Source organism: Sphingomonas sp. Leaf231 (assembly GCF_001421995.1).
Lineage (GTDB): Bacteria > Pseudomonadota > Alphaproteobacteria > Sphingomonadales > Sphingomonadaceae > Sphingomonas.
On record NZ_LMLS01000005.1, the window covers coordinates 122,994 to 143,070 of the forward strand.

Genomic DNA, 20,077 nt, shown 5'->3' on the forward strand with positions numbered 1-20,077 from the left:
CGGTGCTGCCTTTCTGAAATGATGAAATCGGATGTCGAAGAAGTCAGTCGATCCGCGACAGTCGCCCGATCGCCTGCTTGCGCATGGCATCCAGGCTTGCGGACATGTCCATGCTCGACTGGTAGGCGCGCTGGATCTCGATCATCGCGGCGGTTTCGACGATCGGCCGGACATTCGACGTTTCCAGTCCGCGGCTTTTCAGCCGGGTTTCCGGCGGCGTCAGAATTCGACCGCCGGCACCGTCCGACAGGCCGTCGCCGCGGCTGGACACGCGAAGCTCGTCGAACACCGTGACAGCCAGCCGGCCGAGCGGGCCGGTGTTGGTGGAGACCGTGCCGTCGGAAGCGATGGCGAGCCCGGCCGCCTGATCGGCTGGGATGTCGATCGCGCGCCCCGCCCCGTCGAAGACCGGCCGACCGCCAGTCGTGCCGAGCTTGCCGTCGGGGAGGACATGCAGCGCGCCGGCCCGTGTATAGGCCGTGCCGCCACTGCCATCGTCGACGCTTAGATATCCCGGCCCTTCGATCATGACGTCCAACGGATTGCCGGTCGGCTGAAAACCGCCGGGGCTACTGTCATGCACGACGCCGTAATCGAGCACGAACGACGTGTTGCGTGCATCGGGCACCGGTGCATCGCGGACGCGTTCTACTTCCTCGCGAAACGCTGCCTGTTCGCGCTTGAAGCCGATCGTGTTGACGTTGGCCATGTTGTTGGCGGCGATGTCCATCCGACGTCGCAGGGCCTGTTCGTGACTCAGCAGCACAAAGCTGACGACGTCGTTACTCATGACCGGACGTTCATGATGCTGGATGCTCCATTGCGCTGCGCCGGCGGCCAAGCACCTGCTGTCATCTATAATAGGCCGAAAAGAGCATGGGGCAGGATCAACCCGCTATAAATCAGCTAGCGCTTGAACGGCGAAGGATGACGACGTGGTTTACGACTCCGCTGATGTGATGACGGGGCGGCTAAGTCCGCTGGATGATGATGATATACTGACGGAGCCGCAACAGAGGGAGGCGTCACCATCCGATGGACGTCGCGTGTGGTTGATCGCCGCGACGGTGATGCTGCTGCTCGTCGCGGTGGTGATCGGCACGTATCGCTGGTGGCAGATGCCGGCCTCGACATCCTCGGCGTCTGTCCGTGGCAAAGGCGTTTTCGTCGAAGCGCCGGCGATGGTGGTCAACGTTCGCGGGGCGGACGGTCGCCCGCACCTGCTGAAACTGCGGTTCGTCCTGGTCGCCAGCGATGATGCCGCTGCGGCGGAAGCAAAGGCAAGCATGCCGATGCTGATCGACGGTTTCCAGTCGTTCGTACGCGAATTGCGCCCCGAGGATCTCGACGGATCGGCGGCGATATTCCGCATCAAGGAGGAAATGATGATCAGGGCTCACGCCGTGCTGGGAGCGGATGGTGTCGACGACATTCTGATACAGGACTTGATCGAGCAATGAGTGCCAACGATGCCGCGTCGTTGCCCGACGAACTGACGGAGACCTTCGATCAGGCCGGTATCGATGCGATGTTCGGCTTCGATACGAAGCCGGCGCGAGCGCCCGTCACGGGGCTGAAGGCGCTTCTGGAAACGCACATCGTCAATCACGAGCGCCTGCCGATGCTGGAGGTCGTGTGCGAGCGGATGGTCCGGACGTTGGCGACCAGCCTGCGCAACCTGACGTCGGATGCGCTGGACGTGCATCTGGTCAGCGTCGGGACGCGACGGTTCGGGGACTTCATGGACCGGCTGCCGCTGCCGACGATGATCGGTATCTTCCACGTCGCGGAATGGGAGAATTACGGTGCGCTGACCGTTGATTCCGGGCTGATCTACGCCATGGTGGACTCGCTGCTCGGCGGCCGCCCCGGCGTGACCGCGGCACCGATCGAGGGACGTTCCTTCACCGCGATCGAGACGATGCTGGTCGGCAAGATGATCGAGCAGACGCTTGCGGATTTCGCCGCGTCGTTCGCGGTGATCGAGCCGGCCGAAATGACGCTGGAGCGGGTGGAGACGATGCCGCGCTTTGCCGCGATCGCCGCACCCAGCAACATGGCGGTGGTCGCCAGCTTTCGCATCGACATGGAAGGGCGCGGCGGCGGGTTCGACATCGTGTTGCCGTTCGCCACCATCGATCCGGTTCGCGACAAGCTCGTGCAGCGCTTTGCCGGCGACAAGCTGGGCCGCGACCCGCGGTGGGAGCGTCATATGACCAACGAGCTTCTGGCAAGCGAAGTTCAGGTCGAGGCCGTGTTGGGCGAGCGATTGATGCGGGTGCAGGATTATATGGCGTTCACGGTCGGTCAGACCATCAGCCTGGATCGCGATCCCAACGATCCGCTGATGCTGGCATGTAACAACGTTCCCTTGGGGAAGGTGCAGATCGGGCGTCGGTCCGGGCTGCTCGCCGTACAAATGTTAAATACCATCAACAAGGGGAAGCCGGCATGACGACTGCGCAGATCACGAGCATGGTACTTATCGTCCTGTGCATCGGGGTGATGTTCCAGAGTGCGCGGCTTACCTGGCTGTTACGACAGATGCGCCCATCGGAGTTCGCCAAGATCATCGCACCGATCGATCAGTCGACGGCTGCGTCGCGCCGGGTGCTGGACGATCTTCTTCGAAGTTTGGCGGCGGAGTCCGAAGAGCAGGCCGCGATGATCGAGAAGTCGTTGAAAATGCGTCGCGAACTCGACGCGCTTTGTGAAGAGATGACGATCATCATCGGTGTCGGGGATTCGCTTGCAGATCGCATCACCGGGGCGGTCAACGCAGCTGCGGCTGCGGCGACGCCTGCGGAGGCGCACGCTGCCGCCGACCCGCATGAACCCTCGACGGTCGATCGCGACGAACCGCGGAAAGTAGGAGTGGCGGCATGATGCACCTCTTGCGCAGATCGCTTCGCGCCACATTCGGCGTACCCTTGCTGCTGGCGACCACCGTGCTGGCCGGCGCCGCCGCCGTGGGGCAGGCGGTAGACCTTGCCCGACCGGATCCGAAGCAGGGCCAACCCGGCGCAGCGATCGCGCAAGGCGTGGCCGATCGCGACCGGGTGCTCGCCCGTCGCAGTCGGGCCATGGATTTGCGTGAGCAGAGCATCAAAGCTGCCGAGCGCAGGTTGGCGGCGGCACAAGCCACGCCCGATGTCGCCGAACTGCCGACGGCCGGCCGGGAGCCGGCCGATGCGAGCATTCCGGCGTCGACCCCGCCGATCGATGAACTGGCTCGCATCTACCAGTCGATGAAGCCCGCCAAGGCGGCAGCGATCATGGGCGCTCTCGACCTGGAGACCCGGACGCTCGTCGCGCGGAAGATGCGCAACCGTACGATGGGCGGGATCATGACGTATATGGAGCCACAGGCCGCCGCACGGCTCAGCATGCGGCTTGCCGGGCGCACGACGAACAGCCTCGACGAGGCTTCGCCCACGACGAGCGCCCCGCCTCGGCCGCCGGTCCGCCAGCGGCCGCTCGATTGATCAAATCGGAGAGGATCGCAACTCGACGATCAGAACCCGCACTACTTCGGGCATGTCCAGCGTCTCGGTCCGGTTAAGGCTCTTGCTCAACAACTCGGCGTCGGGCGGGGTCAGTGCCGAACCGTGGAGGTGATTGAAGTCCATCGCGGCCGACAGCAACCGCGCACGAATTTGCGGCAGGTCGTCACGAGCGCGATCCATCGCGCCGGCATCCCGCAGTTGCACACTGAAGTTCGCGATCAAACGACCATCGACGCGATCAGCGCTGACGATCGGGAGATCGAACGGATCGATCACGAGCAATTGCGGCGCGGCCTCCGTCGCGGTCCCCGCGCCCGGCGACGGTGCCGATGCGCCGATAAGCATCGTCGTCATTGCCAGCGTCGCAAACTTCTTCGTCATCGCAAACTCCATGTCGCAGTCAGCGGCCGACCCCACGCGTGGGTCGTCCTATAAGGTATTATAGGAAAATGCGGAGTTCTGGTGATGAGTCGTGACAGCCAACCCCCTCGTGTACGTCCCGTGACCTATGATCCGAACGATCGTGGACAGCAACGCAGGCGCAGCGATCGGTTGATCCTGGATCATCCGGCTCCACCGTCGCGCCCGGACAAACCCATTCACGTGGTACGTCTGATCATATTGTTCATCTGCGCGGCGGCGATCGGTGGCGGGCTGGCATCCCTTTTCGGCTTCAACGTGAGCATCGTGGCATGATGCGTTCGCCGCTGAGCGCTGCGGGTGTCCTGGCGCTTCTCGCGTCGTCGCCCGGCATGGGAACGGCTGTCGATCGTGCGGAGCAGCCGCTTGGATACTCGCGAGGACGGCTCCCAGACGTCACGCCGTTCGCCCCGCGACTGGCGCAGAGGCCCATGGCAGCCGGCGCGACGGCGTGGCCGCTGCTGGAGAACAAGGAGGCATGGGGCGCTCTGAGCAGAGCGGGTGATCGCCAAGCCGGCCGCTGGGCCTATGCTCGCAATCTGATCGGCCGAAACCTGGGTCAGGAGGCGTTGGGCGTGCTCGCCGTGATGCGGCTTGACGAACCCGACCTGGATCTCGTCGAGCCATTTCGCGTGGCCCGCGGTGCGGCCATGACCCTTGCGGGACGCCGCAGCGAAGCTGTGATGCTGTTGGCGCCGGGCAGCAAGCATCCCGAGCGATGTGCGTGGCAGGCGCGGGCGCTGGCCGGAATAGCGTCGGTCGGCTACGAACAAGCGTTCTCCGCCGATACCCTGCTCAGATCGTTCTCCTGCGCGGGACCGGCGCTGGCGGCGCGCGATGCGGCGGGACGGGCACCGTTCCTGCTCGCGATCGCGGATGCCCTCACGGCATCCCACCCGCGGCGATCGATCGCCTTGCTCACGCCATTGTCCGATCGCGACCCTGCAGCAAACCTCGTTCGTGGCAAAGCGCTGGCCGCGCTGGGCAGGGGGGCGGAGGCGAGGCTGCGGTTCGAGCGCGCTGAGGTGGATGGCCCCACGCCGCTTCGCATGGCCGCACGACTTTCACGGATCGAGGCGGGCGTTAATGGCGGGTCGCTAAGCGCCACCGCCGGCCTGCGTCAGCTCACCACGTTGCGCTACGGCTGGCATGGCGACGCCGTCGAGGAAGGCGCGCTGCAACTCGGCTATCGCTGGCGGCGCCGGATGGGAGATTTCCCCGGCGCGTTGAGCGAGGGAGCGACCCTGCTTCGGTACTTCGGCGCATCCCATCAGCCGCCGGGCTTCGCCGAAGAAGTCCGCAGCGGCTTTGCCGCCATGGTCGGCCCGGCCTCGCGGCTGCCGCTGGATCGCGCTGCAGGGCTGCTGTGGAATTATCGCGACATGCTTCCCGCCGGCAATGACGGTGATCGCCTGGTTACGGGATTGGTCGACCGGCTGCAGGCCGCCGGGCTCTACGATCGCGCCGCTGCTTTGCTGAACTACCAGCTGCTCAATCGCGCCGGCGACCTCGCACGCGGGCCGCTATCGGTGCGCGTCGCTTCGCTGTTCATCCTGTCCGGCCGACCGGGTGCGGCGGTGTCGATGCTTCGGCGTACCGAAGCGGCGGCGTTCACGCCGGAAATGAACATGGAACGCGATCAGATGGAGGCGATCGCGTTGTTTCTGTCGGGACGCGGAAGAGACGCCGTCGCCTTGCTGCAAGATGTAGCGGACAGCGCTGCGCTGCGCGGCGAACTTCTGTGGCGGCAGCGACGCTGGGAGGATCTGGTCGTGACCATGAACGGCCTTCTTCCGCGAGCGGGCAAGGGCATGTTGAGCGAGGTCGACCAGACTGTCGTGTTGCGACAGGGGATCGCGCTCGCCATGCTGGGGCGCCTGGATGACCTGACAGCCCTGCACGCGCGCTACGGCAGCGATTTTGCAGGCCTATCCACCGCTGCGGCGTTCGACCTGATCGCCGGCCCGGCCGGTGCGCAGCCGGCTCGCCTCGTGCGCGCACTCGCCAGCCTGCCAAGCGCCAGCCCCGCCGGAAGTTTGGCGGACCTTCTCGACGCGGCGGCGGCCGCCCGCTGACCGGCCGCACACCGGATGGTTACATATGAAAAGGGCCGTTCCCGATGGGGAACGGCCCTTTCTTCATGCCCGGCGCTGCACGATAGCCTTACAGCGGGCTGATCTGGGTGATGGCGACGCGGGACACCAGGTCTGCGCCGTAAGTTTGTCGCGATGCCTGCGACATCAGCTTGTGGAGCACCGGCAAACGCGGCAGCATGCCATCGGGGCCGCCGGCGATGGGGGCGGCGAAGCTTTGGCGATTGATGGCATCCAGCAACAGCGGGATGTTGGCGCTTACGAAACTGGTGCGTTCGCGCGGCACCTCCAGTTGGGCGTCGAACTTCAGATAACCCAGCAGGTGGCCATCCTCGGCAACCAGCGGCGCCACGATGCCAGGAACCGGTACGAACGTCTTGCTCATATCCGGTTGGGTCAGCGCCCCCGCACCGAACATGCGCGCCGCTCCCCAGGCACCGCCCGTTCCCGCGGCTGCCCCCAACATGATGGTCACGATCGCAATGAATGTCGGCTTCTTCATGGAGACTCTCCAAAGCTGGTCTAGAAGCGAAAACCGACGTCGCGTGGCAGCACCGACGCTTCTCCGAGGACCACGACGGTAATCCGCCGGTTTTCCGGGCGAGCGGGCGCATCGGGGTAGACCGGTTCGGTACCGGCCTTCGCAACGAGATCGGCGAAGCGGTGGGGCGGCAATCCGGCGGCAAGCATGGCGTCTCGCGCGGCCAGCGCACGCGCGCTGGACAAGGCCCAGTTCGCCTGACTCTGCTCGCCGCCGCTCGCGTCGGTATGGCCCTCGATCGAGATACGAACCTCGGTCTCCGTCAACTTTCGCGCCAGTCGCATCAGCAGGGTGCGACCATGCGCATTCAACGTCGCGCTGGCGCCAGCGAACAGGCTGTGACGGCTGGAGTCCATCAGATTGATGCGCAGGCCTTCGCGACTTGAGGAGACATGCACCGCCGTCGTCCGGGGCGTGTCGGTCGCCGGTTCCAGCGCCAGCCGCATCTCATCCGCCATGACGCGCTGCGTCGCCTCGGGGATGTTGGCTGTGCCGCCACTGGCCGCACCCGAAGAACCCGCCGGTTCGGTGGGCTTGCCCGAAGCCTCCGGATTGTCGCCCTGCGCCTTAGCCCGCCGACCGCCCTGACCGGGATCGTCTCCGATCAGATTGCTCACCCCCGATGGAGCGCCGGTGGTCGTGGTGGAGAAATAGTCGGCGAGGCCCTTCAGTCGCCCTTTGTCCGCATTGGCGAGCAACCACATCAACATGAAGAACGCCATCATCGCCGTCACGAAGTCGGCATAGGCCACCTTCCATGCGCCGCCGTGCGGCACGACCGGCTTTTGCGCCCGGCGTCTGCGCCGGATGACGCGAGGCTCGACCTGGATTTCAGCGCCAGCCATCGCGTCACGCCTTCCCGCGCGGCACAGGATCGGAGCAGGACGCGATCACGACAATTCGCCGAAGACGCGTTCGATCTTCTCTTTCAGCGCCGCGGTTGCGAACGGCTTGACGAGGTAATCGTTGACGCCAAGCGCGGCGGCTTGCTGGACGACGTCGCGGTTGGCGGATCCGGTCAGCATGATGAAGGCGGTACGTCGAAGAGTATCATCCTCGCGAACAGCCTTTAGAAGCTCCAAGCCGTCCATGTCCGGCATGTTATAGTCCGAGACGATCAGGTGGACTCGATCGTCGCGGATGGCTTCGAGCGCTGCGGCGGCAGACCCGCTGTCGCGGACCTGCTTGATGCCGAGATCCTGCAGCGAGTGCCGGATCACCGCGCGCATGCTGGCCTGATCGTCGACGACCATGACTCTGATAACTGCTGCTTGGACCATGATTGGCTCCGATGGTTCTGGATAGGCTGGAGAAGGGGCGCGCAGCCGCCGCTACGCGGCGACGCGTAGCGGCTGGAGCGATTCCTCTAGTTCGCTGAACGAGGGGGCATAATGCGAAGGGGTCATCCGGCGGGCGAGTTCGATCGCGATCTGGACGGGTGTTCCCTCGGCATAGGCGATGATCGTCGCCTTCGCGATCGTGTACGGCTTGGTGTCGGCTTCGACGATCTGGCTGAGCTTCGATGCGATAGGACCGACGAAGCAATAGGACAGCAGCACGCCCAGGAACGTCCCCACCAGGGCGCCGCCGATCATCTCGCCCAGGATCTGGGTGGGCTGATCGATCGAACTCATCGTCTTGATGACGCCCAGCACCGCGGCGACGATGCCGAGCGCCGGGAGTCCGTCGGCCATGGTGTGAAGGGCGTGGACAGGCTGGTGCTGTTCCGCATGATGGCGTTCGATATCGCTTTCCATCGCCTCGGCGAGCTGATGCGGATCGTCCAAACTGACGGTCATCATCCGCAGGTAATCGCAGATGAAGTGCATCAGCTCGCGATCTTCGAGCAGGCGTGGGAAGCTGATGAAGATGCTGCTCTGGTCGGGTGCGTCGATGTGGTTCTCGATCGCAGCCGGTCCTTCCTTCCGGAACAGCGTCAACAAAGCATAAAGCAGCGCAAGCAAATCGCGATATTCCATCTCGCGCCAATGCGGTCCACGGAAAGCGAGCTGAAGTCCCTGCCACGCGCGCCGAATGATGCCGGTGCCGTTGCCGAGCATGAACGCGCCCGTCGCCGCACCGACGATCGCGACCAGTTCGTGTGGAAGCGCATGAAGGATAACGGCGATGTTGCCGCCTGAAATCACAAAGCTCCCGAAGACGCACGCCAGGATCAGGACGACCGCTATTCCGTTGATCATGTTTATTCCCGCAGCCGAGTCAGATGTATGCTGAGCATTTTATAGGAACGTTTGTGCCGGGAGGGTGCCGAGGGTGCCGTTTTACGCGGTGCGGCGACTTTGCCCTCCCGGGTGTGGCCCATCCTATAAAGGGCGGGAAGCTACAGAGGAGTCGTCCATGTCACTCAACGCGTATCAGCAGGCACGCACCTATTCCGAAACGCCACGCGCCATGGAATATCGCCTGGTCGGCGACACGACGCGCGATCTGGTGCGCGCTGTGGAGGCCGGACTGACCGGCATCGCGTTGATGCCCGTCCTGCATCGCAATCGAGAGATGTGGAGCGTCTTCTCGATGCTTTGCGATGATGATCGCAACGCCTTGCCGGTGGAGTTGCGCGCCAGCATCGTATCGTTGGCGATCTGGGTCGATCGGCACACCAGTGCCGTGGTCCGCGGGAAGGAGTCACCCGCAGACCTGATCGCGGTGAACCGGACGATCATGGCGGGGCTGGAACAGCATGTGGAGCCTTCGCTGGTCGTCAGCTAAGGCTTGGAAAAAGCCTTGCCGCCAGCGAGCGATGGCGGCGGTCTCGCCGACTAGTTTTGGTCTGCATCTGATGGTGGATCGGATCGAGGATGAACGGTGTGGCTCCGAGGTCCCGACCCGGCCGATCTACTCGGAAGGCGTACGGCCGATGGGCGCCTCTGGCTGGCGGGCCGCGCTATAGGCGGCGATGACGTCGGCCGGGTGCGTCCGAGGCTGTTCATGGCTTTCGTGATGAAAGCCTCTGACGGTCGCTACGTCGGTCGTCCGGTCCATTCGGTCGACCTGCCCTTGGCAGATGAGATGGTTGGTTCGGTGCGGCGATGGTCCATGCTGTTTACCCTTGCGCCGTAAAATGGAGAGTTCCTCCAAGATGAAGGCAAGCTCGACATCGAAGCAACGATGATTCGCTCGACTATCGCGCGCGGAGAAGCGAGGCGCGCTGGAACTGCCCGTAACGAACTTGCTCAAAACGGGCTCAAAGCATTCGGGCGGACTGAAGCAATCCAGAGCGATGCTTGAGCACGCCGCGGCGGGACGGGTGAATGAAAGAATGCCAGGTCAGCGCGATTTAGCTGCCGTTTCCAAACTGGTGACCCCTACGGGAATCGAACCCGTGCTTCAGCCGTGAAAGGGCCGCGTCCTAACCGCTAGACGAAGGGGCCGCTGCGGTGTCGAGCCGACTAGGCGGGTCGGCGCGTCCGGTCAAGCGTTCTCGCGCGATCAATTTGCCCAGGCAGCGTCATCCAGGTGCAGTTCCGCCACGTCGCGACCGCTCCAGTCGTCGCGTTTGGCGCGTCCTGCCAGCCAAAGCCGTCGCGTCGGACCTGCGGCGAGCAGTGCCTGGCCGAGCGCTGTGTCCGCCGCGCGGAACGCCATCGCCTTCAGACTGCGTCCGTCGTCACCGGCCACGATCGCGCGGACGTGCCCGTTACCGACCACGTCGACCTTCACCGCACGTACCGGGCCGACCGCGACGCGCGGCGCCGGCCAGCCGGTGCCATATGGCCCGCCGGCCTCCAGCGCATCGACCAGCGACGGCGTCACGCCGCCGGGGGCCACGACCGAGTCGAACAACAGCGCCCGCGCCGCCATCGCCTCCGCGACGGGCACCGCCAGTCGCTCGTCGAGCCATGCGGCAAAGTCCGCCACCTGATCGGCCGCGATCGTCAGTCCGGCGGCCATCGCGTGTCCACCGCCGGCGACCAGCAAGCCCTGCTCGCGCGCTGCCAGCACCGCCGCGCCCAGATCGACTCCGGTGATCGACCGGCCGGAACCCTTGCCGATGCCATTCTCGTCCAGCGCGATGACGATCGCGGGTCGTCCCAGTTTCTCTTTCAGCCGCCCTGCGACGATGCCGATCACGCCGGGGTGCCACCCCGCGCCCGCCACCACGCACACCGCGCGATCGTGACAGAGCAGGGCCTCGGCGCCTTCCTGCACGATCGCCTCGATCGCGCGGCGTTCCTCGTTCAGCCGGTCCAGTTCGGTGGCGATCGCACGCGCCTCGCCGGGGTCGTCGCTGGTCAACAGTCGCACGCCAAGGTCCGCGCGGCCGACCCGGCCACCGGCATTGATCCGCGGCCCCAAAGCGAAACCCAGGTCGCTGGCGGTCGGTGCACGCGTCAGCCGCGCCGCTTCGGCCAGCGCCGTAAGTCCGATGTTCCGGCGCTGCGCCATCACCTTGAGGCCCTGCGCCACGAACGCACGGTTCAGCCCGCGCAACTGTGCGACATCCGCGACGGTACCCAACGCGACCAGATCGAGCAGGTCGAGCAACCGCGGCTCCGCACGGTCCGCGAAATAGCCGCGGGTGCGCAACACGCGTACCAGCGCCGCAGCGAGCAGGAAGCAGACGCCGACCGCCGCGAGATGGCCGTGCGCCGCGCCCTCGCCTTCGTCGCGGCGATTGGGGTTCACTACCGCGATCGCGCGCGGCAGTTCCGTCGCGCACTGGTGGTGATCCGCGACGATCACGTCGCAGCGAGCGGCGGCGAGCGCCTCGAACGCCTGTGCGCCGCAATCGACGGTGACGATCAACGTGGCGCCTTCTGCGGCCAGCCGCTCCATCGCGGCAGCATTCGGCCCATAGCCCTCCGCGACCCGGTCCGGAATGTAGACGCGGGCTTCGCGGTCTAGCGCGCGCAGCAACAGCACCAGCAATGCCGAGGACGTGGCGCCATCGACGTCGTAGTCGCCGAAGATCGCAATCGATTCGCCGGCCTGCACCGCATCGGCCAGCCGCGCCGCGGCGGTGTCCATGTCGCGGAAGATCGAAGGATCGGGCATGAAGCCGCGGATCGACGGCTCCTTGTGCGCGGCCAGCGCGTCACGTGGGCAGCCGCGCGAGAGCAGCAATTGGGTGAGCAGATCATCCGGCACGAACCCGTCGCGCTGGTCGGCGGCCAGTGCACGCCAGCGCCAGGGCTGGCCGAGGATCGAGCGCTCGACATCGAGTACGTGGCGCATCGCATGCCTCTAGCGAAGGGAGCGGGGAACGTCACGCGGGAAGAAAAGCGCGAATGTGACGTTGTAACATTGGTTCGATTGCCCTAATATCGGTGGATGATGGCTCGTGATGCGATCGACGATAACAAGACCGGCCGTCTGGATCGGGTCGCGATGTGGCTGTCTGCGGCGTGCGTGGTGCATTGTCTTGCAACGACGGTGCTGGTTGCCGCTCTGTCCACCGCGGGTGGCATGCTGGGCAATCCGCTGATCCACGAGGGCGGACTGCTGATCGCGATCGTGCTGGGCTGCGTCGCGTTCGGGCGCGGCATCGTTTCGCACCGGCGCGTGCTGCCGATCGTGGTGGGCGCGGTCGGGCTGATGCTGATGGGTGCAGCGTTGTTCGTCGCGCATGATGAAGGGCACCTCGTCGAATCCGCGCTCACGGTCCTGGGTGTCGCGGTACTGGCCACCGGCCATGCGCTCAACCGGCATAAACGTTGCTGAAACTTGCCGTTCTCCCCGGTCGTGCCTAAATCCGCTTTATGGCGGGCCATCGACATCATGAGCCGCGCGGCGACGATCTGCTCGCCGTGGCGCAGGCGACACTGGAGCAATCCGGCGAGCAGTGGACGACGATGCGCGCCAGCGTGTATCTGGCGCTTGCCGAATTTGCGAAGCCGGCGTCGGCCTATGATATTGCCGAGTCGCTGTCGCGCAGCGAAGGGCGCAGGATCGCGGCGAACAGCATCTACCGGATTCTCGACCTGTTCGTCGCGGCCAACCTTGCGCTCCGCGTGGAAAGTGCGAACGCCTATGTCGCCAACGCGCATCCGGGCTGCCGGCACGACTGCATCTTCCTGGTGTGCGACGGCTGCGGCAACACTACTCACTTCGATGATGATTTGCTGACCGGGGGCTTGCGCGCCGCCGCCAGCGCCGCCGGATTCGTCACCGAGCGTCCCGTGGTGGAGGTGCGCGGCCGCTGCGCACGGTGCGCCGCCGAACGGCAGGTGCAGGATCGCACGCGAATCGGGCAATCGACACACTGATCCTGCTCAGCTATTCGGGGCGGATGGCCGAAGCCCCGAACACCCCCCCGACCACGCCGTTGCTCGACACCGTCGATACGCCTCATGATCTCCGCCGCTTAAAGCCGGAGCAATTGCGACAACTCGCCGACGAGCTGCGGCAGGAAACGATCGCTGCCGTCGGCGTGACCGGCGGCCACCTCGGCTCAGGCCTGGGCGTCGTCGAACTGACCGTTGCGATCCACTACGTCTTCGATACGCCTACCGACCGGCTGATCTGGGACGTCGGGCATCAATGTTATCCGCACAAGATCCTGACCGGACGGCGCGACCGTATCCGCACGCTGCGCCAGGGCGGGGGGCTCTCGGGCTTCACCAAGCGTAGCGAAAGCGAGTACGATCCGTTCGGCGCGGCGCACAGCTCCACTTCGATCAGTGCCGCGCTGGGTTTCGCCACCGCCAGCAAGCTGGCCGGCGTGCCCGGCAAGGGTATCGCGGTGATCGGTGACGGCGCGATGTCGGCCGGCATGGCCTACGAAGCGATGAACAACGCAGAGGCGGCGGGCAATCGGCTGGTCGTGATCCTGAACGACAACGACATGTCGATCGCACCGCCGGTCGGCGGCCTGTCCGCCTATCTATCGCGCATGGTGTCGAGCCGCGAGTTCCTGGGTGTGCGCGACGTGATGAAGCGCATCGCCAAGCGCCTGCCGCGTCCGTTCCAGTCCGCGGCACGCAAGACCGACGAATATGCCCGTGGCATGACGATGGGCGGCACCTTGTTCGAGGAGCTGGGCTTCTACTACGTCGGCCCGATCGACGGCCACAATCTCGACCATCTGATCCCGGTGCTGGAGAATGTCCGCGACGCCGAGGAAGGCCCGATCCTGGTCCATGTCGTGACCAAGAAGGGCAAGGGCTACGCCCCGGCCGAGAAGGCGGCGGACAAATATCACGGCGTGCAGAAATTCGACGTGGTCACCGGCACGCAGGCGAAAGCGCCGCCGGGGCCGCCGGCCTATCAGAACGTCTTTGGCGAGATGCTGGCCAAGGCCGCCGATGTCGACGACCGCATCTGCGCCATCACCGCCGCCATGCCGTCGGGCACCGGGCTGGACCGATTCGCCGCTGCGCATCCGGATCGTTTCTTCGACGTGGGTATCGCCGAACAACATGCGGTGACCTTCGCCGCCGGCCTGGCCGCGCAGGGGATGCGCCCGTTCTGCGCGATTTATTCCACGTTCCTGCAACGTGCCTACGATCAGGTCGTCCATGACGTCGCGATCCAGAACCTGCCGGTCCGCTTTGCGATCGACCGCGCCGGGCTTGTCGGTGCGGACGGCGCGACTCACGCGGGCAGTTTCGACGTCACCTATCTGGCGACCTTGCCCAACTTCGTCGTGATGGCGGCGGCGGACGAGGCGGAGCTGGCGCATATGGTGCAGACCTGCGTCGAGCATGACAGCGGTCCGATCGCGGTCCGCTATCCGCGTGGCAACGGCACCGGCGTGGCGCTGCCCGACGTGCCGACCGCGCTGGAGATCGGCAAGGGACGGGTCGTTCGCGAGGGCAAGGCCGTAGCGATCCTGTCGCTCGGCACGCGACTGGCGGAGGCGCTGAAGGCTGCCGACACGCTGGAGGCCAAGGGCTTGACCACCACCGTCGCCGACCTGCGCTTCGCCAAGCCGCTGGACGAGGCGCTGATCCGCCGCCTGCTCACTACCCATGAAGTGGCGGTGACGATCGAGGAGAATGCGGTCGGCGGGCTGGGCGCGCACGTCCTGACGATGGCGTCGGACGAGGGGCTGACCGACAATGGCCTTCGTATCCGCACGATGCGTTTGCCCGACCTGTTCCAGGATCAGGACAAGCCCGACGTGCAATATGCGCAGGCGCGGCTGGATGCCGATGCGATCGTCGAGACGGTGTTGAAGGCGCTGCGCTACAACGAAGCGGGCGTCATCGCGCGCGCGTGACCGGCTGGCAGAAGGTCGCCGCGCTGACGGCATTGTATGTCGTCGGCATGTTGTGGGTGAACTGGACGATGGTGCGCCGGGTCCGCGGCGCGGTGGCCGAGCGCGCGACGTGGACCGCCGCCGATTTCGATGCGGTGTTCGCCGATGTCGACCCGCGCGTTCCGCCCGCCGTCCGCGCCGCGCTCGCTCCCTGGTACGGGGAGGGGGTGGTGCCGCGCCCGGAGGACACGCTCAAGCGCTTTCTGAAACTGGATCGTGGCGAGATCGACGATCTGGTTGCCGACGCCGCGGCGCGCGCCGGTCTGCCGCCGCCGGGCGTGGCGTTGCCCGACCTGCCCGACGCTGCAGCGGTGGTGCGCTATCTCGACGCGTCGTTGCGCGCTGGCACGAGGGCCTAGGCGGGATCGACGTCCCGCGAGACCCCTGCAAGCGCCGTCACTGCGAGCGTAGCCAAGCAAACCAGACCGTCCCGCGGAACGCTGGCAGTCCGGCACCCGTGGCGCGCTGGAGGTCGATCGGCCCCGCCACGTAATGAAGTCTGGCAACGTCAACCGGGCTCGAGGTCGGGGTGACGACGGCGGGCTTGCCCCCGCATACCCTCGGCGCGCTGGCCGGCGACAGGCTTGTCGGGACATCGAGCAGATCGGGCCGTCACATGGCTCCGTCCGCCTCGCGACCCGATCGAAACCCGCTTGCCTATTCATCCGACAAGTTCTACGTTGAACGTGTTAAACGGAGGGTCAGTTGCTCGGCGTCAGGCTCGATACGGAATTGGAAGAGCGGCTCGCCAACGTTGCGCGCACGCAGGGGCGTAGCAAGAGCGACATCGCGCGTGAGGCGGTGCGCCGCTACGTCGAGTTGCATGATGAGGCGTTCCGTCGCGAGGCGCGGCGTCAGTCGCAGCGCGCCTCGCGTCGCGACACGCATGAGGATTATGCGTTCTGGGAAAGCGCCGAGCGGGAGGATGCCGCATGGCGGTGAGTGATCCGGTCGAGATCCGCCACGGCGCGATCGTCATGGTCGCCGCTCCCGACCAGGCCGGCGGTGCCCCGCGTGCGTGCGTCGTGGTGCAGGCCGACCTGTTCAACGACAGCCACGCTACCGTCACGGTCTGTCCGCTGACCACCGTGGTCGGTGGCGAGGTGCTGTTCCGTGTTGCCATTTCGCCCCAGGAACATACCGGCCTGACCGTCGAATGCGAGGTGCAGGTCGATCGTATCACCAGCATCCGCCGTCATCGCATCGTCAAGCTGGTCGGGCATGCTTCCGCCACCCGCATGGAGCAGGTCGATCAGGCGCTGCGCCGCTGGCTCGCGCTGTAGAAACTTACCGGCTTGCAGAAATAACAGGACAGGAAACCATCATGACGCCGATCGTCACATCCATTCTGGACAAATACGAAGCCACCAGCCCGGCGGTGAAGGCCAATCTGGCCCGCATCCTGATGCACGGTAAGCTGGGCGGCACCGGCAAGCTGGTCATCCTGCCGGTCGATCAAGGCTTCGAACATGGCCCGGCCCGCAGCTTTGCGATCAACCCGCCGGCCTATGACCCGCATTACCATTACCAGATGGCGGTCGACGCCGGCCTGTCGGCGTTCGCCGCCCCGCTCGGCATGCTGGAGGCCGGTGCCGACACCTTCGCCGGGCAGATCCCGACCATCCTGAAGGTCAACAGCTCGAACAGCTGGGCGACGTCGATCGCGCAGGCGCAGACCGGGAGCGTGGAGGACGCGCTGCGGCTCGGCTGCGCTGCGATCGGCTTCACCATCTACCCCGGTGCCGACGACATCTTCGCGTCGATGGAGCAGATCCGCGCGCTGCGCGAGGAAGCGGCGGCGGCGGGGCTGGCCACGGTCATCTGGAGCTATCCGCGCGGCGGCATGCTCACCAAGGACGGCGAGCTCGCGCTCGATGTCGGCGCCTATGCCGCGCACATGGCGGCGCTGCTCGGCGCACACATCATCAAGGTGAAGCTGCCCAGCGCGCATATCGAGCAGAAGGACGCGCAGAAGAGCTACGAGGGTACTGACTGGTCGAACCAGGCCGACCGCGTGCGCCACGTCGTCCAGTCGAGCTTCGCGGGTCGGCGTATCGTCGTCTTCTCGGGCGGCGCGTCGAAGGGCGTGGACGCTGTCTATCAGGATGCGCGCGACATCCTCGCCGGTGGCGGCAATGGCTCGATCATCGGGCGTAACACCTTCCAGCGGGAGCGTGGCGAAGCGTTGGCGATGCTCGACAAGCTGGTGGCGATCTACAAGGGCGAGGCATAAGCGATCGCCGCGGGCGGTCCCAAGGGATCGCCCGCCAGCACCCGAAGCATGCGTGCGAACAAAACTTCCGCTTCGTCCGGGAACCCGCTAATCGGCATCGATGACTGAAGACCCGCTCGGCCCGCTCGACCCGAATTTCGCCGCCAACTTCCGGCGCGACGACCGCCGGCCTCCGTGCCAGCTCTATCTGATCTCGCCCGGCGACGTCACCGGCACCTTTTCCGATCGGTTGAAGAACGCGCTCGACGCTGGCCCGGTCGCGGCGTTCCAGTTTCGCGTGAAGGATATCGACCAGCACGCCGCCGCGCGCCTTGCCGAGCCGTTGCAGCGCATCTGCGCCGACCGTGAGGTCGCGTTTATCGTCAATGACTCGGTCAGCCTTGCCAAGCGCCTCGGCGCGGATGGCGTGCACCTGGGGCAGGAGGACGGCGACGCGCGCGAGGCGCGCAGCATCCTGGGGCCGACGGTGCAGATCGGCGTTACCTGCCATGACAGTCGCCACCTTGCGATGGAGGCAGGCGATGCCGGCGCGGATTACGTCGCGTTCGGCAGCTTCTATCCCACCACGACCAAGCAGGTGAAGCATCGGCCCGATCCGGTGATCCTGTCATGGTGGGCGGCACTGTTCGAACTGCCGGGTGTCGCTATCGGCGGGATCACCCCCGACAATGCCGCGCCGCTGATCGCCGCCGGTGCCGACTTCATCGCTGCCAGCCATGCGGTGTGGGGCGGCGACGAAGCTGCGGCGATCCGGGCTTTCCAGGCGGTGCTCGCGCGCTGACGGACCCCGGCGGACGTCACGGCGTTGTTACGGTTCCGAAAGTACGAAAGGGCCGTTCGTGAAGCGCATCGCCGCCACCATCCTGATCGCTGCCACCGCATCCGCCGCGCTGGCCCAGCCCGCCGCACCCGCCCGCCCGACGCTCGACCCCGCCGTGCTGCGCGTGCAGGTCGTACTCGACAAGCTGGGCTTCGGCCCGGGCATTCTGGACGGGCGCGGTGGCAATTCGCTGACGAACGCGCTCAAGGGCTTCCAGGAGAGCCGCGGGCTGCGTGTCACCGGCACTGTCGATGACGCGACCGTCGCGGCGCTGCGCCGCTTCGCCGAGGTTCGCCCGACCAGGGAGGTCACGCTAGACGCGGCCGCGATGCGCGGTCCGTACGTGCCGAACATGTCGAAGGACTATGCGGAGCAGGCCAAGCTGACGTCGATGGCCTATGCGCGTCCGCTGGAGAAGCTGGCCGAGCGTTTCCACACTACGCCGCAAGTGCTGGCGGAGCTGAACCCCGGCGTCACGACGATCGGTGTCGGCTCGAAAATCGTCGTCCCCAATACCTTTCCGACGTCGCGCCACTACCCCGCCGATGCGACGCCGCAGTGGCGCGCGACCCTGTCGTCGCTCAACGTCGAGGCGGCAGTACCGCAGGCGGCGAAGATCGTGGTCGACAAGTCCGATGGCGTGCTGCGCGTGATCGACGGCAATGGCCGCCTCGTCGCGCAATATACCGCGACGATCGGGTCGTCGCGCGATCCATTGCCGCTGGGCAATTGGAAGGTGCTGCACGTGTCGCCCAATCCCGATTGGAAGATGAACCCGAAGATCCTGAAGGGTGTCAGCGACAGCAAGGAGGCGCAGATCATCCCGCCCGGCCCGAACAACCCGGTAGGCGTGGTGTGGATCGACCTCAGCAAGGAGCATTATGGGATCCACGGCACCAGCGAGCCGCAGCAGATCGGACGCGCGCAATCCAATGGTTGCGTCCGGCTGACCAACTGGGATGCGGCACGCGTCGCATTGATGGTGAAGGGCGGTACCCCGGTGGTGTTCCAGGCCTGACATGACGAAGCTCGGCTGGTCGATCCTCGCCTTGATCCTGCTGCTCGGGGCGGGGTTCGCCTCGATGGTATCGTTCGGATCGTCGTCATCGCCGACGGTCGCCCCAGCACCGGTCGATGCGCGCCCGTCACCGCCGGTGGCGGATGGCGCCCGCCTGCCGGTGCCGGTCGCCGGTGTCGCGCGCCGCGCGCTGGTCGATAGCTGGGGGCAGCCGCGCGGGGGTGGTGCCCGCCACCATGACGCGATCGACATCATGGCAGCGCGCGGCACCCCCGTCATCGCGGTCGCCGACAGCAGGGTGGAGAAGCTGTTCGACAGTGCCGACGGCGGGCGGACGATTTACCTGCGATCGACGGACGGCGGCACGATCTATTATTACGCGCATCTCGACGACTATCGTGCGGGGTTGGCCGAGGGAATGGTGGTCCGCCGGGGTGAGGCGATCGCGACGGTCGGCGCGTCCGGCAACGCCGATCCGGGCGCGCCGCACCTGCATTTCTCGGTGCTGCGCATGACGCCGGGCGAAGGATGGTCGGGCGGGCAGGCCATCGATCCCTTTCCGCTTCTTGCCGAAACACCCGCCACCCGCTAAGCCGCCGCCATCGGCGCCCGCGGAAACCGCACGGCGCCGCGGCTCTTTTTACACAGGCGAAGCCCCATGAAGATCAGCGGCGTGGACATCCGTCCCGGCAACATCATCGAGTACGAAGGCGGCATCTGGCGCGCGGTGAAGATCCAGCACACGCAGCCCGGCAAGGGCGGCGCGTATATGCAGGTCGAGCTGAAGAACCTTCGCGACGGTCGCAAGAACAACGTTCGCTTCCGTTCCGCCGAGACGGTGGAGCGCGTTCGTCTGGACACCAAGGACTTCCAGTTCCTGTTCGCCGAGGGTGACGGCCTGGTCTTCATGGACAAGGAAACCTACGATCAGGTGACGCTGCCGCGCGACCTGCTGGGTGACGCCGCGGCCTTCCTGCAGGATGGCATGGACGTGGTCATGGAGCTTCACGACGAGGAGCCGATCAGCGTCCAATTGCCCGACACGATCGAGGCGATGATCGTCGAGGCCGATGCGGTGGTGAAGGGGCAGACCGCCTCGTCCAGCTACAAGCCCGCGATCCTCGACAACGGCGTGCGCGTGATGGTGCCGCCGCATATCGCCAGCGGCGTGCGGATCGTCGTCGACGTGTACGAGCAGACCTACGTTCGTCGCGCCGACTGATCG

General features: G+C 65.9%; 25 protein-coding genes and 1 tRNA gene. 18 read left to right on the plus strand and 8 right to left on the minus strand.

The features are described from left to right. Positions 1–43 precede the first annotated feature (43 nt). Positions 44–790: a flagellar hook basal-body protein gene (locus tag ASE95_RS15020; RefSeq protein WP_056638704.1), complete on the minus strand. Its 747-nt coding sequence runs from the start codon at positions 788–790 to the stop codon at positions 44–46. Between the two features lie 256 nt (positions 791–1,046). Here ASE95_RS15020 and ASE95_RS15025 point away from each other — a divergent pair, with 256 nt between their 5' ends. Genes ASE95_RS15025 through ASE95_RS15040 form a run of 4 tightly spaced genes read left to right on the plus strand, consistent with a single transcriptional unit; the run spans position 1,047 to position 3,485 of the window. Continuing rightward, positions 1,047–1,460, plus strand: a complete 414-nt coding sequence (locus tag ASE95_RS15025) for a flagellar basal body-associated FliL family protein (protein WP_056638029.1) — start codon at positions 1,047–1,049, stop codon at positions 1,458–1,460. Further along, complete coding sequence (gene fliM / locus ASE95_RS15030) at positions 1,457–2,455, plus strand: flagellar motor switch protein FliM (protein WP_056638032.1); 999 nt, start codon at positions 1,457–1,459, stop codon at positions 2,453–2,455. Before ASE95_RS15025 ends, fliM begins: the two co-directional genes overlap by 4 nt. Beyond that, positions 2,452–2,886, plus strand: a complete 435-nt coding sequence (locus ASE95_RS15035) for a hypothetical protein (RefSeq protein WP_056638035.1) — start codon at positions 2,452–2,454, stop codon at positions 2,884–2,886. Before fliM ends, ASE95_RS15035 begins: the two co-directional genes overlap by 4 nt. A gap of 44 nt (positions 2,887–2,930) precedes the next feature. After that, on the plus strand, positions 2,931–3,485 hold the full coding sequence (locus ASE95_RS15040) for a MotE family protein (protein ID WP_156348076.1): 555 nt from the start codon (positions 2,931–2,933) through the stop codon (positions 3,483–3,485). Here the strand turns inward: ASE95_RS15040 and ASE95_RS15045 are convergent, their stop codons facing one another. Further along, the gene (locus ASE95_RS15045) at positions 3,486–3,887 is read right to left on the minus strand and encodes a hypothetical protein (RefSeq protein WP_156348077.1); all 402 of its coding nucleotides are present in this window, start codon (positions 3,885–3,887) and stop codon (positions 3,486–3,488) included. It abuts the gene before it with no gap. Positions 3,888–4,007: 120 nt separating this feature from the next. Here ASE95_RS15045 and ASE95_RS15050 point away from each other — a divergent pair, with 120 nt between their 5' ends. Next, the gene (locus tag ASE95_RS15050) at positions 4,008–4,202 is read left to right on the plus strand and encodes a hypothetical protein (protein WP_056638044.1); all 195 of its coding nucleotides are present in this window, start codon (positions 4,008–4,010) and stop codon (positions 4,200–4,202) included. A 155-nt stretch (positions 4,203–4,357) separates the two neighbouring features. Further along, positions 4,358–6,001, plus strand: coding sequence for a hypothetical protein (locus ASE95_RS15055; protein WP_056638047.1), 1,644 nt, complete (start codon positions 4,358–4,360; stop codon positions 5,999–6,001). 88 nt (positions 6,002–6,089) lie between these two features. Here the strand turns inward: ASE95_RS15055 and ASE95_RS15060 are convergent, their stop codons facing one another. The 4 genes from ASE95_RS15060 to motA all read right to left on the minus strand — a co-directional run bounded on the left by ASE95_RS15060 (position 6,090) and on the right by motA (position 8,761). After that, on the minus strand, positions 6,090–6,521 hold the full coding sequence (locus ASE95_RS15060; protein ID WP_056638050.1) for a hypothetical protein: 432 nt from the start codon (positions 6,519–6,521) through the stop codon (positions 6,090–6,092). Positions 6,522–6,541: 20 nt separating this feature from the next. Further along, complete coding sequence (locus ASE95_RS15065; RefSeq protein WP_056638053.1) at positions 6,542–7,405, minus strand: flagellar motor protein MotB; 864 nt, start codon at positions 7,403–7,405, stop codon at positions 6,542–6,544. Positions 7,406–7,450: 45 nt separating this feature from the next. Next, the gene (locus tag ASE95_RS15070; RefSeq protein ID WP_056638056.1) at positions 7,451–7,813 is read right to left on the minus strand and encodes a response regulator; all 363 of its coding nucleotides are present in this window, start codon (positions 7,811–7,813) and stop codon (positions 7,451–7,453) included. Between the two features lie 78 nt (positions 7,814–7,891). Beyond that, positions 7,892–8,761: a flagellar motor stator protein MotA gene (gene motA / locus ASE95_RS15075; protein ID WP_056638059.1), complete on the minus strand. Its 870-nt coding sequence runs from the start codon at positions 8,759–8,761 to the stop codon at positions 7,892–7,894. A 157-nt stretch (positions 8,762–8,918) separates the two neighbouring features. Here motA and flaF point away from each other — a divergent pair, with 157 nt between their 5' ends. Then, positions 8,919–9,290: a flagellar biosynthesis regulator FlaF gene (gene flaF / locus ASE95_RS15080; RefSeq protein WP_056638062.1), complete on the plus strand. Its 372-nt coding sequence runs from the start codon at positions 8,919–8,921 to the stop codon at positions 9,288–9,290. Positions 9,291–9,877: 587 nt separating this feature from the next. Here the strand turns inward: flaF and ASE95_RS15085 are convergent. Next, a tRNA-Glu gene (locus ASE95_RS15085) sits at positions 9,878–9,952 on the minus strand. A gap of 58 nt (positions 9,953–10,010) precedes the next feature. After that, complete coding sequence (gene recJ, locus ASE95_RS15090; protein ID WP_056638064.1) at positions 10,011–11,756, minus strand: single-stranded-DNA-specific exonuclease RecJ; 1,746 nt, start codon at positions 11,754–11,756, stop codon at positions 10,011–10,013. A gap of 96 nt (positions 11,757–11,852) precedes the next feature. Between recJ and ASE95_RS15095 the strand changes: the two genes are divergently transcribed. The 11 genes from ASE95_RS15095 (at position 11,853) to efp (ending at position 20,074) form a co-directional block, all read left to right on the plus strand. After that, on the plus strand, positions 11,853–12,242 hold the full coding sequence (locus ASE95_RS15095) for a MerC domain-containing protein (RefSeq protein ID WP_082450178.1): 390 nt from the start codon (positions 11,853–11,855) through the stop codon (positions 12,240–12,242). A gap of 38 nt (positions 12,243–12,280) precedes the next feature. Beyond that, positions 12,281–12,787, plus strand: coding sequence for a Fur family transcriptional regulator (locus tag ASE95_RS15100; RefSeq protein WP_056638067.1), 507 nt, complete (start codon positions 12,281–12,283; stop codon positions 12,785–12,787). A gap of 23 nt (positions 12,788–12,810) precedes the next feature. Continuing rightward, positions 12,811–14,742, plus strand: a complete 1,932-nt coding sequence (gene dxs / locus ASE95_RS15105; protein ID WP_056638070.1) for a 1-deoxy-D-xylulose-5-phosphate synthase — start codon at positions 12,811–12,813, stop codon at positions 14,740–14,742. Beyond that, positions 14,739–15,140 carry a hypothetical protein gene (locus ASE95_RS15110; protein ID WP_056638073.1) on the plus strand — a complete coding sequence of 134 codons (402 nt, stop codon included), beginning with the start codon at positions 14,739–14,741 and terminating at the stop codon, positions 15,138–15,140. The genes dxs and ASE95_RS15110 overlap by 4 nt, the downstream gene beginning before the upstream one ends. A 346-nt stretch (positions 15,141–15,486) precedes the next feature. Further along, entirely contained in the window at positions 15,487–15,723 is a 237-nt protein-coding gene (locus tag ASE95_RS15115; protein ID WP_056638076.1) for a ribbon-helix-helix protein, CopG family, read from the plus strand. Next, a complete protein-coding gene (locus ASE95_RS15120) occupies positions 15,714–16,064 on the plus strand; it encodes a type II toxin-antitoxin system PemK/MazF family toxin (RefSeq protein ID WP_056638079.1) in 351 nt (116 codons plus the stop codon). Before ASE95_RS15115 ends, ASE95_RS15120 begins: the two co-directional genes overlap by 10 nt. A 41-nt stretch (positions 16,065–16,105) precedes the next feature. Next, positions 16,106–17,014 (plus strand): class I fructose-bisphosphate aldolase, encoded by a 909-nt coding sequence (locus tag ASE95_RS15125; RefSeq protein WP_056638082.1) that lies wholly within the window; start codon positions 16,106–16,108, stop codon positions 17,012–17,014. 100 nt (positions 17,015–17,114) lie between these two features. Next, on the plus strand, positions 17,115–17,795 hold the full coding sequence (gene thiE, locus ASE95_RS15130; RefSeq protein WP_056638085.1) for a thiamine phosphate synthase: 681 nt from the start codon (positions 17,115–17,117) through the stop codon (positions 17,793–17,795). Between the two features lie 58 nt (positions 17,796–17,853). After that, positions 17,854–18,852: a L,D-transpeptidase family protein gene (locus ASE95_RS15135; RefSeq protein ID WP_056638089.1), complete on the plus strand. Its 999-nt coding sequence runs from the start codon at positions 17,854–17,856 to the stop codon at positions 18,850–18,852. A gap of 1 nt (position 18,853) precedes the next feature. After that, positions 18,854–19,444, plus strand: a complete 591-nt coding sequence (locus ASE95_RS15140; RefSeq protein WP_056638092.1) for a M23 family metallopeptidase — start codon at positions 18,854–18,856, stop codon at positions 19,442–19,444. Positions 19,445–19,510: 66 nt separating this feature from the next. Then, positions 19,511–20,074 carry an elongation factor P gene (efp, locus tag ASE95_RS15145; protein WP_056638095.1) on the plus strand — a complete coding sequence of 188 codons (564 nt, stop codon included), beginning with the start codon at positions 19,511–19,513 and terminating at the stop codon, positions 20,072–20,074. The last annotated feature ends 3 nt before the right edge of the window (positions 20,075–20,077 follow it).

What these genes read in the sequence shown, in the direction of transcription:
- ASE95_RS15020 (WP_056638704.1), bottom strand. Translation starts at nt 790, where the DNA reads ATGAGTAACGACGTCGTCAGCTTTGTGCTGCTGAGTCACGAACAGGCC.
- fliM (WP_056638032.1), top strand. Translation starts at nt 1,457, where the DNA reads ATGAGTGCCAACGATGCCGCGTCGTTGCCCGACGAACTGACGGAGACC.
- ASE95_RS15035 (WP_056638035.1), top strand. Translation starts at nt 2,452, where the DNA reads ATGACGACTGCGCAGATCACGAGCATGGTACTTATCGTCCTGTGCATC.
- ASE95_RS15045 (WP_156348077.1), bottom strand. Translation starts at nt 3,887, where the DNA reads ATGACGAAGAAGTTTGCGACGCTGGCAATGACGACGATGCTTATCGGC.
- ASE95_RS15055 (WP_056638047.1), top strand. Translation starts at nt 4,358, where the DNA reads ATGGCAGCCGGCGCGACGGCGTGGCCGCTGCTGGAGAACAAGGAGGCA.
- ASE95_RS15060 (WP_056638050.1), bottom strand. Translation starts at nt 6,521, where the DNA reads ATGAAGAAGCCGACATTCATTGCGATCGTGACCATCATGTTGGGGGCA.
- ASE95_RS15065 (WP_056638053.1), bottom strand. Translation starts at nt 7,405, where the DNA reads ATGGCTGGCGCTGAAATCCAGGTCGAGCCTCGCGTCATCCGGCGCAGA.
- ASE95_RS15070 (WP_056638056.1), bottom strand. Translation starts at nt 7,813, where the DNA reads ATGGTCGTCGACGATCAGGCCAGCATGCGCGCGGTGATCCGGCACTCG.
- motA (WP_056638059.1), bottom strand. Translation starts at nt 8,761, where the DNA reads ATGATCAACGGAATAGCGGTCGTCCTGATCCTGGCGTGCGTCTTCGGG.
- flaF (WP_056638062.1), top strand. Translation starts at nt 8,919, where the DNA reads ATGTCACTCAACGCGTATCAGCAGGCACGCACCTATTCCGAAACGCCA.
- recJ (WP_056638064.1), bottom strand. Translation starts at nt 11,756, where the DNA reads ATGCGCCACGTACTCGATGTCGAGCGCTCGATCCTCGGCCAGCCCTGG.
- ASE95_RS15095 (WP_082450178.1), top strand. Translation starts at nt 11,853, where the DNA reads ATGATGGCTCGTGATGCGATCGACGATAACAAGACCGGCCGTCTGGAT.
- ASE95_RS15100 (WP_056638067.1), top strand. Translation starts at nt 12,281, where the DNA reads ATGGCGGGCCATCGACATCATGAGCCGCGCGGCGACGATCTGCTCGCC.
- dxs (WP_056638070.1), top strand. Translation starts at nt 12,811, where the DNA reads ATGGCCGAAGCCCCGAACACCCCCCCGACCACGCCGTTGCTCGACACC.
- ASE95_RS15120 (WP_056638079.1), top strand. Translation starts at nt 15,714, where the DNA reads ATGGCGGTGAGTGATCCGGTCGAGATCCGCCACGGCGCGATCGTCATG.
- ASE95_RS15125 (WP_056638082.1), top strand. Translation starts at nt 16,106, where the DNA reads ATGACGCCGATCGTCACATCCATTCTGGACAAATACGAAGCCACCAGC.
- thiE (WP_056638085.1), top strand. Translation starts at nt 17,115, where the DNA reads ATGACTGAAGACCCGCTCGGCCCGCTCGACCCGAATTTCGCCGCCAAC.
- ASE95_RS15140 (WP_056638092.1), top strand. Translation starts at nt 18,854, where the DNA reads ATGACGAAGCTCGGCTGGTCGATCCTCGCCTTGATCCTGCTGCTCGGG.
- efp (WP_056638095.1), top strand. Translation starts at nt 19,511, where the DNA reads ATGAAGATCAGCGGCGTGGACATCCGTCCCGGCAACATCATCGAGTAC.